The sequence below is a fragment of the Dorea sp. genome, assembly GCF_977044405.1.
This window is the reverse complement of sequence record NZ_CDRRQK010000011.1, coordinates 16,276-31,676: the sequence shown is the minus strand read 5'-3', so window position 1 is coordinate 31,676 and position 15,401 is coordinate 16,276. Positions and strand designations below refer to the sequence as shown.

Sequence of the window (15,401 nt, the reverse complement as noted above, 5' to 3'; positions counted from 1 at the left end):
GTTAAAGAAAATACCATTTCTTCCTTTTTTGGGTGAAAAAACAGGCAAGAGAGTCTGCCAGCTACAGGAAACGGCAAGGGCAATTTATAACTTAAGTCCTGGCAAGTTCTGCAGACCTCCATGTGTTTGAAGAAAATGAATATTAATTACCTGAAAAATCAACAGAAGAGAGAGGATTCTCTTTTGTATATGGATTTCCGGTCTGGTTCCTGGATGGAAGATCTGAAATATCAGAAATGCCAGAAGTATCAGAAGGTATATCATCTGCATTTTCCGTGGAATTGGTCATTTGTGTAGCTGCCTTAACTGAGGCTGTCTGCTGATTGAAATTATAATCTGCAGTATCAGCCTTTTTTAAAGCGGTACGTCTGTGAATATTATGAGCCAGATGCTTCAATTCGAATAATATAAAAGCAATAATACTGACAAATATAAATAAGAATCCCAGAGGAACTAAAATATAACTTTTACAGATAATCGTTACGATTTTGATATGTCTTTCCATACCGTTGTCAACGCCGACATAGCCTACACCGAAGAAAAGAAGAATGGCACCGATACAAAAGGTCAGTAAATTTAGTTTCAGACGCCGGATTTCTTTGTGGGTGTAATGTCTGTGATGATGGTGAGACGTTGGAAAATCCGGTGTAATGTCTGCAGATGAATGACCGGACAGTGGATCCTGACCGGTGACAGAGTCCACCGTATAACCAGGCAGGGAAATCTTATTATCTGAGATAAGAGTATCGGTAATGTCTGTTAGATTATCCGATGTATTAAAATTAGTTACGTTGCCATTTGCAAGTAGCTGCTCAAGTGACAAATCGAAGGCGTCAGCTATTTGTATTAGCATTTCAAGATCCGGAAGATTTTTGTTATTTTCCCAGTGTGAGATAGCCTGTCTGGTAACACCTAGGCGGATCGAGATCTCTCTTTGGGTCATATTATGTTCTGTACGTAATTTCCTGAAATACTCACCAAAATTCAATTTAAATTCCTCCCTAAAACATAAATCATAAAAATATTATATAACCTGACAGGAAAAACAACAAGCAAGCAGAGCTTGCTTTCGGGGAAATACGGGCAAGTTGTGCTTGCTTATTGTAAATTTTAGGCAATTAATTGCAATAAATTGGACATTTTACGTGAAATTCACTGATTTATCAGATTAAAGTGTTTTGTCTGGTAAAGTGTCAGAGTCCTTGAGTGATTTCCGGTTACGGATACGGTCTGCCAATGTCTTAAGTCCGGTGATAAAGAACGTAAGAAGTCCGCAGAAGAGGAACAGGAAGCCAATCGGAAGAAGGAAAAAGTTCTCATGCAGTATTCCATTCGCATCAACATATTCGACAGAAAATGCCTTGATCAGGATACATCCGGCGCCCATAAACATCAGAACGGCTCCGATACAGATGGCAATCAGGTTAAAACGGGCTCTTCTGGTCTCACTTCCGTCTTTGATCAGCTTTCTGGCCATAGGACTGCCGGTAATTTCATCTGCCTTATCTCCAAGAATCAGCTGGTCCAGGGAAAGATGGAATACCCGTGCAATGTTGATAAGCATCTCAATATCAGGAAGATGCTTGTTATTCTCCCAATGTGAAACAGCCTGTCTTGAAATATTAAGTTCTATAGCGACCTGCTCCTGGGTCATATTCATATCCGTCCGTGCTTTACGGAACTGTTCTCCAAAGTTCATGATCATCTCTCCATTTCTGTATCATGTAAATTCTCAAAAAAATTATAAAATCCTGCAAATCATAGAAAAAGAGCGATGCAAGTATCTCTTTACAACCTATGATTCAACGAAAAGAAACTAAATAATATCTAAAACAACTTATGAATAACAAATATTGCTTATACTTATTATACATCGGATCAAATACCGAAATCAACTGGTTTGGTAAAAATCTAAAAAGCAAGAAATACTTGCGCGAAAAAACGGCGGGGCAAGCACGTCTTTCTTGTAATAGTTGGGGGTATTTGTTACAGTTTGCTCGTGACAAAAATACATGACGCATTCGGAGATGAACGCTGATGAAAAAAAGAAAAAGACGGAATGACAGTCAGAAAAATGAAGGTCAGGAAGTACAGGGGATGAATCAGAATGCCGGACAGAAATTACAGCTCCGGTATACGGATCAGAATGGCAGACAGGAAGAACAACAGATAAAAAAGATTAAGAAGTTGAAAAGAATCGATCTGTTAGAAATCCTTCTGGCTCAAAGTAAGAGGATCGATGAATTAGAAGAAGAACTGGCAGAGACAAAACGCCAGCTGCTAAGTAAGAAGATCAGAATAAGGGAGATCGGAACACTTGCAGAAGCTTCTTTACAACTGAATCATATTTTCGAAGATGCGGATGCAGCCGCCCGGCAGTATTTACATAATATAAGAAGGCTGAACCGGATGGCAGAGAGAAAGTATCAGAAAGAGCAGATGCAGCAGATACCAAAAGAACAGACGCAGCAGATAGCAAAGGAGCAGATGCAGCAGATACCAAAAGAGCAGACGCAGCAGATATCAAAAGAAAAGATATGTAAGAAACAGGCTTTGAAAAAAGAATCCGGTTAGGAAAGAGTGAACAGACATGAAGAGAATCAAGTGGAGTTCAGAGTTATTACCAACGACAGCGTATCTGGACAACATTCTGAAACAGGAAAGATATAAAAAGCGTTACAGATCGCTGCTTGCAAGTACAGTATCTGTACTGACGGTGGTGGCTGCAATAGCAATACTGGTAGCAACACTTCTGCTTCCGGTATTAAAAATCTATGGCTCGTCCATGACTCCGACTCTGGAAGAGGGGAATATCATATTTTCAGTAAAAGGAATGGAAATGAAACGGGGAGAGATCGTTGCTTTTTACTATAATAATAAAGTACTGGTAAAACGACTGATAGCATTTCCGGGAGAGTGGATCGATATTGATGACACAGGGTATGTCAGCATCAATGGAGAACCACTGGATGAGCCATATCTGAAAGAACATGCAAAAGGAGATCTGAATATCGACCTTCCATATCAGGTACCGGAAGGAAAGTATTTTGTCATGGGAGATCACAGGTCAACTTCTATAGACAGCCGCAATACTGCGGTAGGCTGTGTTGCAGAAGAACAGTTGGTCGGACGGATTGTATTCCGTGTATGGCCGTTAAAAAAAGCAGGAAGGATCAGGTAGTTATGGTTAGGAGGAAGATAAGATGAAAGAAAACTTACTACAGGAGGCCGGAAGACTGGGGCGGTCGAATAAGAAAAAAGCCAGGTGGAAAAAAATAATGGCAGTACTTGCCTGTGGTGTAGTGTTCTGTACGACATATGCACTGATTCTTCCGGCAATCACAATGGAACAAAGTAAAAAGCCTGTCTGTACCGAAGAACAGGTAAGCAGACATGTACATACTCCGGAGTGTCAGAATGACGAGAAAGAACTGATATGTGGATATGCCGATTATGTGCTCCACACACATGATGAGAACTGCAAAGATGAAAATGGTCATGTGATATGTGGGTTAAAAGAAGTAAAAGAACACAGACATGCAGAATCCTGCTATGAAAGCAGGGCGGTACAGATGCCGGATGGGGAAAACGAACAGGAAGTAGAGACGGAAAAGGTTCTTGTATGTAAGGAGCCGGAAGAAATATATCATGAGCATAGCAGTTCCTGTTATGACGAAGACGGCAACAGGATTTGTGGTCAGATTCAGTTACTCAGGCATGAACATACAAATAAATGTATGGATGACGGAAGCGGGAGTGCCGGGAAAGAAACCGGGAGTGTGTGGCATAAAGAAGAAGTATCCGGTGAACCGGCAGGAGCGTATCCGTCAGAGAATGGAACAAAAGAGACAGACCGAAGAACGCAGGAAAATCAGACACCGGATGAAAAAGAAGGCACGGCATCAGGAACGGGAGATTCTTATGAAGGAGCGCAGGAAGCAGTACAGAATCCGGAGGAATCATCAGACACCGGGCAGGATGGACAAAAGAGAGCATCCACAGAAGATGGTGAATCTGAAGAGACTTCAGAGAAGAAGCATCGTATGACTTATGAAGGCAAAGACTATACGGTAAAGGTTGCATATTCAGATGAAGCTGGATTACCGGAGGATGTAAAACTTCAGGTAGAAGAGTTAAAACAGGACGGTGAGAAGTATAAGGAACATTACGAACAGGCAGAAGCAGCACTTCCGGAAGACCAGGGAATATTATACTGCAGATTCTTTGATGTAAGTTTTATGTCAGAGGGAAAAGAGATTGAGCCGGATGCACCGGTAGACGTACAGGTTTCTTATAAAGATGAGGAGGAAATTCCGGTAACCAAAGGTGTGACAGCCAGTGCAATTCACTTTGCAGAAGAAGGAATTGAGGTCCTGCCGGCAAAGATTAAGCAGAATGCCAAAGGAGAAGATACCTTTGACTTTACACAGGAAAGCTTTTCTGTTGTGGGTACAGCCATTACAACGATTAATGTGAATAGTGGTTCTTATGTATTTTACAAAGAAGGCTATGCGATGGGAGTTTCAGGAAGGGCACTGACCGCAATTGAAGTGACCGTGAATGAAAATGGATATGTATATCCGAAAGATGGAGGCTATTCCATTGAAAATATTAAATGGACATACCGTAATGGAGGCTGGTATAACGAAGCGAATGGAATGTATCTGCGTCTGCAGGGGGATAAGGCAATCGCATCAAGTTCTACTCAGAAGGTAGATATGAGGATCATCAACAATACAATCCGTATATCAACAAAGACAAATATGAATACACCTCTGTATATGGGATTTAATAAAAATTCAAAGACATATACCGTAAGTGGAAAATTTGCAGACGGAGATTATTTCCTTGCGGCAAAGGTTGAAACGGTATCCGACGGGGGTGTTGAACCGGGGACAATTTCAATTGATAACCAGATTAAAGAAGAAGGGGTATTAAAAGCCAAGTTAAATTCAACAGCGTTTAACGGAAGGACACTTACCTATACATGGTACCGGAGGGACAACAGTTCGGGATACTGGAAAGAAGTAACAAGAAAAAGAATTACAGGAGAGTCTTACAATATAGCAGAAGACGGATCATGGCTGAATGTAGCACTGGATGGCGGTGCGGATAAGGAGTATATGGTAAAAATAGCTTCCGTAGATGGTAAGCAGATTGGTTATGACGTGTTGTCTACAGAATATCATGTTCCGTATTATGCACAGATACAGAATGGTAACTTTGAAGAACCAGAGATTCCGACGCAGTCGGATAATAATGAACATTACCAGCCATTCCTTCCAAATGGAACTGCAGGAATGGTATGGAAGACAACCGCTTCCGATCAGAAAGTGGAATATATCAGTGTGGCATCGCAGGCTTTTAAGGATATGAGTTACAACTGGCATAACTGCAAAGAAGCAGCCAGAGGAAATCAGTATGTCGAACTGAATGCAACACAATCAGGAGCACTTTATCAGGATGTACTTACCGTACCGGGATCTACGATGTACTGGAGTCTGGCGCACCGGGGGCGTGGACCATCTAACATGAAAGATAACGCTGATATGATCGATACGATGTATGTGGTTGTGATGTCCACAAAACTGGCAGAGGCCTATGACATTACAACACAGGCGAAAGTACTGGACGTTATTAACCGTACATATGCTTATCCGGGAGCAAAAGTAGAGACGATTGAGGATAATAACAAACAGTGGTATTACCATAACGGGCAGTATGACGTTCCGGACAGTCAGTATCTGACAAGATATTTCTTCGTTGCAGGAGAGACGGCATTTGATAAGTATAGTCCGGGAAGCAGTATCCAGTATACGGTAGGTAACCACCTGGATGACATACATTTCAGTACAGAATTACCACCTCCGGCAGCAGGAAAGGTCAATCTGGAAGTAGCAAAGACGATCCGGGGGCTGGACGAGGAACAGGCGAGAAACCTGCTCAATCAGATGCAGTTCATAATTGATGGAGCAACGGTAAAAGGATCAGCATTTAGGAATTTTACCAACAATGGGGATGGATCTTATACCGCATCTTATCAGGTACAGTTATCCATCGGATCGGCATCTTCCGTTACAAAATCGGCAGGAGAGGTGATGTCAACGACAAAAGTAGAAGGATACAGGCTGAAATCAGTATCCGCATCTGTCAATGGGGGAACGAAAAAAGATAGCAATGAGGCTTCGGTTACGATTAAGGATCAGGGAAGCGGAATCATAGAATTTGAAAATACATACGAACAAGAGACGGAGACAATGAGAATTGTCAAAGTCGATGAAAGAAATCAGGCTCTTACAGGAGTAAAGTTTGCACTGGATGAAAATACACAGACAGGATGGCAGACAATCGAAAAGTCGATGCAGGTCAATTCGGAAGGAAGAATACAACTTCCGAACATGAAGCGGGATACACTTTACCGCCTGACCGAGCTGGAAACCCAGGATGGATACCAGCTTCTGCCAGATAAAGTCTACTTTAAGATAGTAAAAACAAATGGAAAAGCCAGACTGACCCCTTGCAATGAAAATGGAGAGCAGGTAAGTAACTGGCCAGATCATGTAAGAGTATTACAGTACGATCAGATGGAATTAAAAGTAATCAACGAAAAAGGTGCAGAACTTCCGGCAACCGGAGGCATGGGCACCGGAGGAATCTATATGGCAGGAATGCTGATGATTCTAAGTGCTATGGTTCTTTACGGATATTATGAAAAGAAAAAGCAGGAAGGGAGGGGAGATCATTAAACCTTCCGGGCAGATAAGCATTTTTCAGATATCCGAGAAGAAATATATTTTACCATTATAAAAAGAAAGGAAAAAAACTATGGGAAAAATCAAAAAAGCAGTCAGTCTCATACTGGCAATGATGATGACAATGGCAATGTCATTGACCGCTTTCGCGGCGGAAAAAGGAACAATCACAGTAGCAAATCCAATGGAAGGACAGGAGTATACTGCATATAAGATTTTTGATGTTGTATATAACGGCAACAAAAATGCATATGCATATTCTATTCAGAGTGATTCTGAATGGTTTGCTGATATCCAGGGCTATGGAAAAATCACATTAGATCAGGTAAACGGTGGAAATAAGTATGTGGTAAAAAAGGCGGATGATTTTTCAGCTGCTGATTTCGCCAACTATCTGAAAGGCAAAACAACTGGAAAAACAGGGGTTAAGCTTACAAAAGATGGAAATGTAGCAAAAGTGGAAGGTCTTGAGCTTGGTTACTATTTCGTATCCAGCACATCAGGAGCACTTTGCAACCTGACAACAACAGATCCGACAGCAACCATCCGTGATAAGAACGATGTACCGTTTGACAAAAAGGATAATAAAGAAACAGTGGAAATTGGGGAAGTAGTAGACTATACAATCACAGGTAAAGTTCCAGATACAACAGGATTTGAAACGTATGAATATAGAATCGAAGATACCATGACAGATGGTCTTACATTCAACTTCAATACAGTAAAAGTAATGGTTGATGGAACAGAGCTTGCAACAGACAAATATACCCTTGAAAAAGTAGGAAATGGTTTCAAACTTGGAATCAATGTTAAAGAGATTCAGGAGAAAGTCGGAGCAGAGATCAAAGTTACATATAACGCAACGGTAAATGAAAATGCGGTATCTGTAATCAGCAAGAACAAAGCTACTCTGACATACAGCAATGATCCTACCAATTCAGAAAAGAAAACAACAACTCCACCGGTAGAAGAGACTGTACACACTGCAAAAGTTGTAATCAACAAGTTTGAAAAAGACAATGAAGCAAAGAAACTTGCAGGAGCAAAATTCGTTCTGAAAAATGAGGCTGGAAAATTCTACAAATATGATGCAGATGCACAGGTAGTTTCATGGGTAGACGATCAGAATGAGGCAACAGAAGTTACTACAGATGAAAACGGCTCAGCCGAATTCAAGGGTCTGAAAGACGGGAAATACAAACTCGTGGAGACAAAAGCACCAGAAGGATACAATATGTTAACAGCACCTGTAGATGTAACAATCGAAGGTGGAAATGCAACAGTAGATAACCTTGGTGCACTTACTGCAACAGCAGACGTTGCCAACAGTACAGGAAGCACATTGCCAGAGACAGGTGGAATGGGAACAAGAGTCCTCTATGCACTTGGTGGAATCATGGTACTTGGAGCAGCTATCGTTATGGTTGTAAGAAGACGCATGAACGCTTCCAGATAATAATCTGAGAATGGAGGAAAAGCCTGAATGAGAAGGCGTTTGTCAACATTGTTTATCATACTGGTATTTCTCACAGGCTTATCCTTGATTCTATATCCCAGTATCAGTAATTATATCAATTCTCAGAATCAGTCCAGAGCCATTGCAAATTATGCAGAGGACGTGGCTGGATTAAGCAGGGAAGAATATGAACAGTTATTAGAGCAGGCAAAAAGCTATAATGTCAGACTGTCTGCCATGGGGAGTAACTGGAAACTTTCCCAAGAAGAGTTAGACCAGTACAATGAGATATTGAATATTAATAAAAATGGTATGATGGGATATATAGAAATTCCCAAAATTCAATGTTCACTGCCAATCTATCATAGCACAGACGAAGCAGTCCTTCAAAAAAATGTGGGACATCTTCCTGGAAGCTCCCTGCCCGTAGGAGGTGAAAGCACACATAGTGTACTTTCCGGGCACCGTGGACTTCCAAGTGCAAAATTATTCAGTGATCTGGATAAGGTAGAAACAGGCGATAAGTTCGTAATCCGTGTTCTGAACGAAACACTTACTTATGAAGTGGACCAGATATTAATCGTCCTTCCCAATGAAATGGATGCACTGAATATAGAGGAAGGAAAAGACTTGTGTACATTGGTTACCTGTACCCCTTACGGAGTAAATTCTCACCGTTTACTTGTGCGGGGGCACCGGGTGGAAAATGATGCAACTACAGAGAATGTAAAAGTTGTGGCTGATGCAATGCAGATAGAGCCGGTGATTGTGGCACCGGTTATGGCATTACCTGTATTACTGATTCTGGTGATATGGGTGCTGGTAAGCAGTCGTAAGAAGAAATGACAGGAGGAACCGATCCTATGAAGATAGAAAAAATAAAATATGGAATGCGAGCTTTTCTGCTGAGCATGCTTTTTGTATTGATATTGCTGCCAGACACAGCATCTGCGAGGGTACCGATAGATCTGAATCAAAAAAACTCTTTAACAATCCACTTTCCTTGTGATAATATTCCAATTCAGATTTACCGGGTAGCAGATGTAACAGAAGCAGGAGAGTACATCCGTACAGAGGCATTTTCGGATTATAATATTCTGCTTGAGCAGCCAGATCAGACCGGCTGGAGAAATCTTGCAGCAACGATCAGCGGATATGCCGAAAGAGATGGGATAAAAACATTGGAGTCCGGGGTAACGGATGAAGATGGAACGATCGTATTTGAGAATCTGAAGGCAGGGCTTTATCTGGTATCAGAAGGAAAAGGCATAAAAGATGGATATGAGTACACTTCCGAAGCATTCCTGGTGGCATTACCTGAACTGGGAGAACGGGATCAGTGGATTGCGGATGTCAATTCGACACCGAAGTATACAAAAGACCCGCTTCAACCGGAAGGAACAACCATACAGAAAAAAGTCTTAAAGATCTGGGATGATGCAGAAAGCAAAAAGCGTCCACAGAAGATAGAAGTACAGCTGTTGAAAGATGGAAAGATAACCGAAACAGTTAGTCTTGCTAAAGAAAACAACTGGAAATATCAATGGGATCATCTGGATGCGTCATCGACATGGAAGGTAGTTGAAAAAGAGGTGCCAAGCGGTTATACTGTAACTATCAATCAGGATGACAGTACGTTTACCATAACGAACAAGCTGAATGTTCCGGCAGAGACAAAACCATCAAAATTGCCTCAGACAGGGCAGATGTGGTGGCCGGTTGGAATTCTGACGGTTACAGGTATGCTGGTGTTTTTTGCGGGATGGATTAGGAGAAAGAACAGCCATGAAGAGAACTAGAAAAAAGGGAACCCTCTTAATGATATTGGGGCTGCTGCTGATTGCAGCAGCTCTTTTTCTGACCGGATATAATATCTGGGACGGAAAGAGGGCAGGAAAAAGTACAGACAGGATTCTAAAAGAGATGTCAGATACGGTAAACGGGAATCCTGTGGAAGAGGAGGAACCGGATTATGTGAAGAATCCGGGTATGGAGATGCCAATGGTCCAGATCGACGGACGGCGGTATATCGGGATATTATCCATTCCAGCCGTGCAGATGGAATTGCCAGTGATGAGTGAGTGGAGTTATCCGGGGCTTAGAATTGCACCATGCCGCTATAGTGGATCGGTATATTCCGGTCACATGGTGATTGCAGCGCATAATTACAGCACACATTTCGGATTATTAAAAAAAGTTAGCATTGGTGATGAAGTGAGGTTTACAGACGCAGAGGGACACGTATTTTCCTACCAGGTGGCGGGGATGGAGACTCTTATGCCAACAGCGGTGGAAGATATGGATGTGGAGAGCTGGCCATTAACACTTTTTACCTGCACACTGGGAGGAAAGAGCCGTTTTACCGTGCGGTGCAATCAGGTAACAGAGTAGACAGCAACAAAAAACAGGAGGAATAACATTGTTAGCATCGGTATGTGATGATAATATGGTATTTGCTACGCAGATAGAAAATGTAATTCTGAAAATGAAAGTCCCGAATCTGGAAACAGAAGTATATGCGTCAGGGGAAGAACTTTGCAAGAATCTGAATCAGAAAAGCCAGATATATTTTCTGGATATTGAGATGCCAGGGATTGACGGGATCGAGACGGCAAGGAGAATCAGGGAGCAGGATCAGAATGCACTGATCGTGTTTATGACACAGCATCATGAGTATGTGTTTTCTGTGTTTGAAGTATTGCCGTTCCGCTTCCTTAGAAAGCCATTTACTAATGGAGAAGTAGAAAAAACGGTCAGAGAGTGTCTGGAACATCTGAATCTGACGGGACAGTATTATTTCTTCAAAATGGATCGTGCACAGCACCAGACACCATATGATGAGATCCGGTATTTTGAAGGTCGTGGCAGAAAAGTATGTATGCATTGCGAAGAAAAAGACTACGAATTCTATGAAAAGATCTCGACGGTAGCAAAAGGTCTGGATGATTCACTATTCTGCAGGATTCATGTGTCGTTCGTAGTGAATATGGACAAGATCAGAGAGCTGTGTGATACAGAAGTTGTTATGGAAAATGGAGAAAGACTGCCGATCAGTAAAGCATACCGGCAGGAAGTCAGAGAGAAACATCTGAATTATATGATGATGAAAAGCGGGGGTCTGACATAATGGAAAAGATGACGATGGTAATGTGGTGGATCATGAATCTTATCATGTTCGGCATATTCATAAAAGAGATAGCATTCAGCAAGAAAGGCGGTACAATAGAAAGAACATTGTTCTTATGTCTGTGCATGGTAGCGGTGTTGTCCTCCTGGGATGAGATATTCTTTGAACTGGAGTATCCATTCAGAAGAAGCATGGCAGGATTTGCATTGGAATGTATAGAGCATCTGGGATTTTACGGACTATGTATCAGTGTGATATTCATGGAGCGCAGATATGGCGGTAAAGAAGGTGATAATCCGAAACTTCTGGTTCTGATGGGATGTTTCCCGGTTATGAGTGTTATCTGGAATATGGAATATAAGCTTTATATGGATCCGTCATGGACCAATCAGGATTATACGAAGCTTGCCATGTATATCGGAGTTGTGACATGGATTATGATGATTCTTCTGAATTATCTGCTCTGTGTACTCTATTATGGAATAAGAAAAACGCAGAAAGAACGGGCAGACCAACTGCTTTTACTTCAACAATATGAAGTGGAAAAAAGACATTATAAAGACATTGAACAGATGGAAAAGACGGTGAGAGGTGTCAGACATGATCTGAATAACCTGTTAGCGACAACGCAGGTTCTTATTGAAGAGGAAGATTATGAAGGAGTCAGGAATCTGATACAGGGAATGAAAGACAGGGTAGGTGAATCAGAAAAAAAGATACATACCGGTAATGCTGCAATTGACAGTATCCTGAATTTAAAATTTGCGAAAGCAGAAGAAGCAGGTATACCGGTAGAAGCAGATCTGTCAGTTCCGGCACACCTGGACCTGAATTATGAAGCAATGGCGACGATATTTGGAAATCTTCTGGACAATGCAATAGAAGCGCAGGAAAAGATACCACAGGAGGAGCGGAAAATCATTCTCCGGATGAAATATATGAACCAGATGCTGGTGATTCTGGCTGCGAATAAAGGAAAGAAAAATCCATCGCTTTCAACAACGAAAGAAGACACAGTGAATCACGGGTTTGGAATAGAGAATATCAGAAGAAGTGTTGAAAAAATGGGAGGGAGTATCCAGTTTTCATGGGAGAAAGACTGGTTTACCGCAAAGATCATACTTTACCAGGTGAAAGAAAAATCCAAAAATAACATCTGAGAATACCGAAAATTACAAGTTAAAAAGAATATGGGAAAATCCAGATATAATGATGCATGTAAGCAAGAGAGAAAGCTTACATGCATTATTTTTTTACTATCATATCAATAAAAACAAACATAAAGGAGAAGAAAAATATGAAGAAAATGGCAAAAGTTTGTGTAGGAGCATTGACAATTATGCTGATTGGGACGACAGCACTTTTCTTAAAGGTAAGGGCAGATCATTCAGGCGAAACCTATTATACCTGTCTTGTAAAGCCGGGAGAATATATTAAACAGGTAGCAGAAGACAGTGAATGTGTAGAGTACAAATACAATACACCTGGATTCAACGAAAAAGGGAAAAAATTAGATCTGGAATTCTATAGCTTCCGGGAGAGAGCATTAAAAACGGGTGCATATTTCTCGGTTGTATATAACAAAGATAACGGTGTGATCAGCTATAACGAAGTAAAGAAAGAAGAGATACCGGCAAAAGCGATGGAAGGACTGAAACAATATGTTGACTAAACTGGCTTTAAAAAATATCAGATATTATGTGAAAAATTATTTTGTATATCTGATGACGATAAGTTTTTCGGTATGGGCTTATTATATGTTTCATGCATTTGCGGATGGTGGATATTTGAAAACCATGGCAGAATTCAGCAAGGTATATGAATACTGCTTTGCCACAGGTTCGTGGATACTGCTTATATTTACCGCAATTTTTATATGGTTTTCAACTGATTTTTTCTTCCAGAACAGAAAGCAGGAATTCGGACTGTATATTCTAATGGGAATTAAGAAAAGAATGGTCGGACAGCTTCTGATCATAGAAACGGTTGTCATGGGAATGATGGCGGTCATAGCAGGAAGTGCGATAGCGGGTCTTACACTGGAGCCGTTGAAACTCTTTGTCGGACAATTCTACAGGACAAAAATGGACATACCGGTCGCTGAATATTTAAGCATCTGGGAAATGGGAGATATGCTGATACGTTTTTTCATGGTATTTCTGATTTTCAGTATCTTTCATTACCGGAATATCAAAAAAAGTGAGCTGACAGAATTATTTTCAGCAAAACAGTCACTGGAACAGCCGCTTAAGACCTCAAAAGTGCTTATGGCAGGTGCGGTTGTGATACTGACAGCAGGATATGTAATGATCTTCATAGTACGTGGTGCCGTCAATGCATTCTTACTTCCAATCGGATTAGGATGTGTGATGGCAGGAACTGTATTCTGCTTTATGCAGGTGACCGCACAGTACACGAATCAAAAGAGAAATTCTGAAAAGTGTGCCAGAGATATAGCGGCGAGAGTAAATGTTACAGGTATGCTGCACTGCGTAAGAAGAAATACCGGATCGTGGGCATCAATTACACTTCTGATTGCCATCTCAATGTGTTCGGATGTATTAGGACTTGCATTTTACAGGCTTCAAAGAGAAATCGAACATGAAACCGGGATGAATATGAAGGAAGTGTCGGATCTGTATATTATGATTCTGTTCATGTTCATACTCATCAGTATAGCGGTTCTGTCTTGTACGGGAAGCATGCTTTATTTCAGAGTCATGGCGGATATACAGGACAATCAGAAAAATTACTGGCTGTTGTATTGCATCGGAGCCAATAGAAAAGAAATAGGAATGGTTCAGAAAAGACAGATTATTACGATGTTCGCAGTGCCGATGGCAGCAGGACTTTTCCATACTATGATGTTCGGCATATTTTTGAAAATGAAACACTTAAATGTCGGATACCAAGAAATCCTGGCAGGTATTACGGTATACCTCGGGGTCTATCTCATCTATATGCTGATAGCCGCATGGCAGGGGAAAGGGCTGCTTCAGAATGTGTATGCGCAGCGGAGAGAGTAAACGTGAAAGATAAGAATTATTATGCGGAAAGTATTTTAGCTGCACCATGATACATTTTTGAATAAAAAGATAAACATATCAAGAAGAAACTGACTTGAAAAATAGAAGAACAGGAGAGCGAATATGACAGAAAATATTAATCATCCGGTCGTATTAGAAACGAAAAAGCTGGGAAAAACATACCACACAGGAGGAAACCATTACCAGGCACTGAAAGGAGTAGATCTGAAAGTGTATAAGGGCGAGTTCCTTGGAATTATGGGACCATCCGGTTCCGGAAAAAGTACATTACTGAACCTGATCTCTACAGTCGACAGGCCGACGGAAGGAAAGGTTCATATAGAAGGAAGCGATGTATTTGCCTTAAAGGAAAATGAACTGTCGAGGTTCCGCCGGGAGAAGCTTGGATTCATCTTTCAGGACTATAACTTACTGAATCAGATGAATGTGTATGAGAATATTACGCTTCCAATGACACTTGTAAAAATGTCAAAAAGCGAACAGAAAAAAAGAGTAGATGCGCTTGCGAAGCTCTTTGGTCTGGAAAAATTACTGGATAAAAAGCCTGTGAATCTGTCTGGAGGTGAAAAACAAAGGGTAACTGCGGCGAGAGCAATTATCATGAATCCAGTTGTGGTAATGGCAGATGAACCGACAGGGGCTTTAGATTCCAGATCCAGTCAGAAACTAATGGAAGTTTTAAAACGTATGAATGAAGAACAAGGCGTGACGATCGTGATGGTGACACATGATGATTTTGCAGCAAGCTATTGCAGCAGAATCGTACGGATCAAGGATGGACATATAGAGAAAAGCGAATAAACATGATTTTGAACAGAAAAACAAATAAAAAAGATTTGAAGATATTAAAAAGAATGGAGCGATAAAATAATGAAGAAACTGTTGAAGATAATGGCATTGACAACTGTGATCGCAGGGGCAGCGGGGGTGGTGTTCGTAGAAGGCTACTTACGATGTGAAGAAGAACTTTCCAGAAAAGAAAAGGAGCGGTGGCTGCAAAGCCAGCAGGAATAAAAAGA

15 protein-coding genes are annotated in these 15,401 nt (G+C 41.2%); 13 read left to right on the top strand and 2 right to left on the bottom strand.

The window, feature by feature from the left end; translation table 11 throughout:
- Positions 1-142 precede the first annotated feature (142 nt).
- Together ACWJAF_RS06750 and ACWJAF_RS06745 are read right to left on the bottom strand one after the other, a co-directional pair.
- Positions 143-988 carry a helix-turn-helix domain-containing protein gene (locus ACWJAF_RS06750; protein ID WP_448862991.1) on the bottom strand — a complete coding sequence of 282 codons (846 nt, stop codon included), beginning with the start codon at positions 986-988 and terminating at the stop codon, positions 143-145.
- Between the two features lie 180 nt (positions 989-1,168).
- Entirely contained in the window at positions 1,169-1,699 is a 531-nt protein-coding gene (locus ACWJAF_RS06745) for a DUF3955 domain-containing protein (RefSeq protein WP_448862990.1), read from the bottom strand.
- Between the two features lie 338 nt (positions 1,700-2,037).
- On the opposite strand from ACWJAF_RS06745, the gene ACWJAF_RS06740 reads away from it, so the two are divergent.
- The 13 genes from ACWJAF_RS06740 (at position 2,038) to ACWJAF_RS06680 (ending at position 15,396) form a co-directional block, all read left to right on the top strand.
- Positions 2,038-2,574 (top strand): hypothetical protein, encoded by a 537-nt coding sequence (locus ACWJAF_RS06740; protein WP_448862989.1) that lies wholly within the window; start codon positions 2,038-2,040, stop codon positions 2,572-2,574.
- Between the two features lie 16 nt (positions 2,575-2,590).
- On the top strand, positions 2,591-3,181 hold the full coding sequence (lepB, locus tag ACWJAF_RS06735; RefSeq protein ID WP_448862988.1) for a signal peptidase I: 591 nt from the start codon (positions 2,591-2,593) through the stop codon (positions 3,179-3,181).
- A gap of 22 nt (positions 3,182-3,203) precedes the next feature.
- Complete coding sequence (locus ACWJAF_RS06730; RefSeq protein WP_448862987.1) at positions 3,204-6,746, top strand: SpaA isopeptide-forming pilin-related protein; 3,543 nt, start codon at positions 3,204-3,206, stop codon at positions 6,744-6,746.
- Positions 6,747-6,825: 79 nt separating this feature from the next.
- Positions 6,826-8,208, top strand: coding sequence for a SpaH/EbpB family LPXTG-anchored major pilin (locus tag ACWJAF_RS06725; RefSeq protein WP_448862986.1), 1,383 nt, complete (start codon positions 6,826-6,828; stop codon positions 8,206-8,208).
- Positions 8,209-8,235: 27 nt separating this feature from the next.
- Entirely contained in the window at positions 8,236-9,054 is an 819-nt protein-coding gene (locus ACWJAF_RS06720) for a class C sortase (protein WP_448862985.1), read from the top strand.
- A gap of 17 nt (positions 9,055-9,071) precedes the next feature.
- Complete coding sequence (locus ACWJAF_RS06715; protein ID WP_448862984.1) at positions 9,072-10,007, top strand: Cna B-type domain-containing protein; 936 nt, start codon at positions 9,072-9,074, stop codon at positions 10,005-10,007.
- Entirely contained in the window at positions 9,994-10,599 is a 606-nt protein-coding gene (locus ACWJAF_RS06710) for a sortase (RefSeq protein ID WP_448862983.1), read from the top strand. Before ACWJAF_RS06715 ends, ACWJAF_RS06710 begins: the two co-directional genes overlap by 14 nt.
- Positions 10,600-10,627: 28 nt before the next feature.
- Complete coding sequence (locus tag ACWJAF_RS06705) at positions 10,628-11,335, top strand: LytR/AlgR family response regulator transcription factor (RefSeq protein ID WP_448862982.1); 708 nt, start codon at positions 10,628-10,630, stop codon at positions 11,333-11,335.
- Positions 11,335-12,495 carry a sensor histidine kinase gene (locus ACWJAF_RS06700; RefSeq protein ID WP_448862981.1) on the top strand — a complete coding sequence of 387 codons (1,161 nt, stop codon included), beginning with the start codon at positions 11,335-11,337 and terminating at the stop codon, positions 12,493-12,495. Before ACWJAF_RS06705 ends, ACWJAF_RS06700 begins: the two co-directional genes overlap by 1 nt.
- A gap of 137 nt (positions 12,496-12,632) precedes the next feature.
- The gene (locus tag ACWJAF_RS06695) at positions 12,633-13,007 is read left to right on the top strand and encodes a YxeA family protein (protein WP_448862980.1); all 375 of its coding nucleotides are present in this window, start codon (positions 12,633-12,635) and stop codon (positions 13,005-13,007) included.
- A complete protein-coding gene (locus ACWJAF_RS06690; RefSeq protein ID WP_448862979.1) occupies positions 12,997-14,361 on the top strand; it encodes an FtsX-like permease family protein in 1,365 nt (454 codons plus the stop codon). The genes ACWJAF_RS06695 and ACWJAF_RS06690 overlap by 11 nt, the downstream gene beginning before the upstream one ends.
- Positions 14,362-14,484: 123 nt before the next feature.
- Complete coding sequence (locus ACWJAF_RS06685; RefSeq protein ID WP_448862978.1) at positions 14,485-15,183, top strand: ABC transporter ATP-binding protein; 699 nt, start codon at positions 14,485-14,487, stop codon at positions 15,181-15,183.
- 69 nt (positions 15,184-15,252) lie between these two features.
- On the top strand, positions 15,253-15,396 hold the full coding sequence (locus ACWJAF_RS06680; protein ID WP_448862977.1) for a hypothetical protein: 144 nt from the start codon (positions 15,253-15,255) through the stop codon (positions 15,394-15,396).
- The last annotated feature ends 5 nt before the right edge of the window (positions 15,397-15,401 follow it).

Excerpts from the sequence above, each read along its gene's own strand:
- ACWJAF_RS06745 (WP_448862990.1), bottom strand. The coding sequence starts at position 1,699 with ATGAACTTTGGAGAACAGTTCCGTAAAGCACGGACGGATATGAATATG.
- ACWJAF_RS06740 (WP_448862989.1), top strand. The coding sequence starts at position 2,038 with ATGAAAAAAAGAAAAAGACGGAATGACAGTCAGAAAAATGAAGGTCAG.
- lepB (WP_448862988.1), top strand. The coding sequence starts at position 2,591 with ATGAAGAGAATCAAGTGGAGTTCAGAGTTATTACCAACGACAGCGTAT.
- ACWJAF_RS06730 (WP_448862987.1), top strand. The coding sequence starts at position 3,204 with ATGAAAGAAAACTTACTACAGGAGGCCGGAAGACTGGGGCGGTCGAAT.
- ACWJAF_RS06725 (WP_448862986.1), top strand. The coding sequence starts at position 6,826 with ATGGGAAAAATCAAAAAAGCAGTCAGTCTCATACTGGCAATGATGATG.
- ACWJAF_RS06720 (WP_448862985.1), top strand. The coding sequence starts at position 8,236 with ATGAGAAGGCGTTTGTCAACATTGTTTATCATACTGGTATTTCTCACA.
- ACWJAF_RS06715 (WP_448862984.1), top strand. The coding sequence starts at position 9,072 with ATGAAGATAGAAAAAATAAAATATGGAATGCGAGCTTTTCTGCTGAGC.
- ACWJAF_RS06710 (WP_448862983.1), top strand. The coding sequence starts at position 9,994 with ATGAAGAGAACTAGAAAAAAGGGAACCCTCTTAATGATATTGGGGCTG.
- ACWJAF_RS06700 (WP_448862981.1), top strand. The coding sequence starts at position 11,335 with ATGGAAAAGATGACGATGGTAATGTGGTGGATCATGAATCTTATCATG.
- ACWJAF_RS06695 (WP_448862980.1), top strand. The coding sequence starts at position 12,633 with ATGAAGAAAATGGCAAAAGTTTGTGTAGGAGCATTGACAATTATGCTG.
- ACWJAF_RS06690 (WP_448862979.1), top strand. The coding sequence starts at position 12,997 with ATGTTGACTAAACTGGCTTTAAAAAATATCAGATATTATGTGAAAAAT.
- ACWJAF_RS06685 (WP_448862978.1), top strand. The coding sequence starts at position 14,485 with ATGACAGAAAATATTAATCATCCGGTCGTATTAGAAACGAAAAAGCTG.
- ACWJAF_RS06680 (WP_448862977.1), top strand. The coding sequence starts at position 15,253 with ATGAAGAAACTGTTGAAGATAATGGCATTGACAACTGTGATCGCAGGG.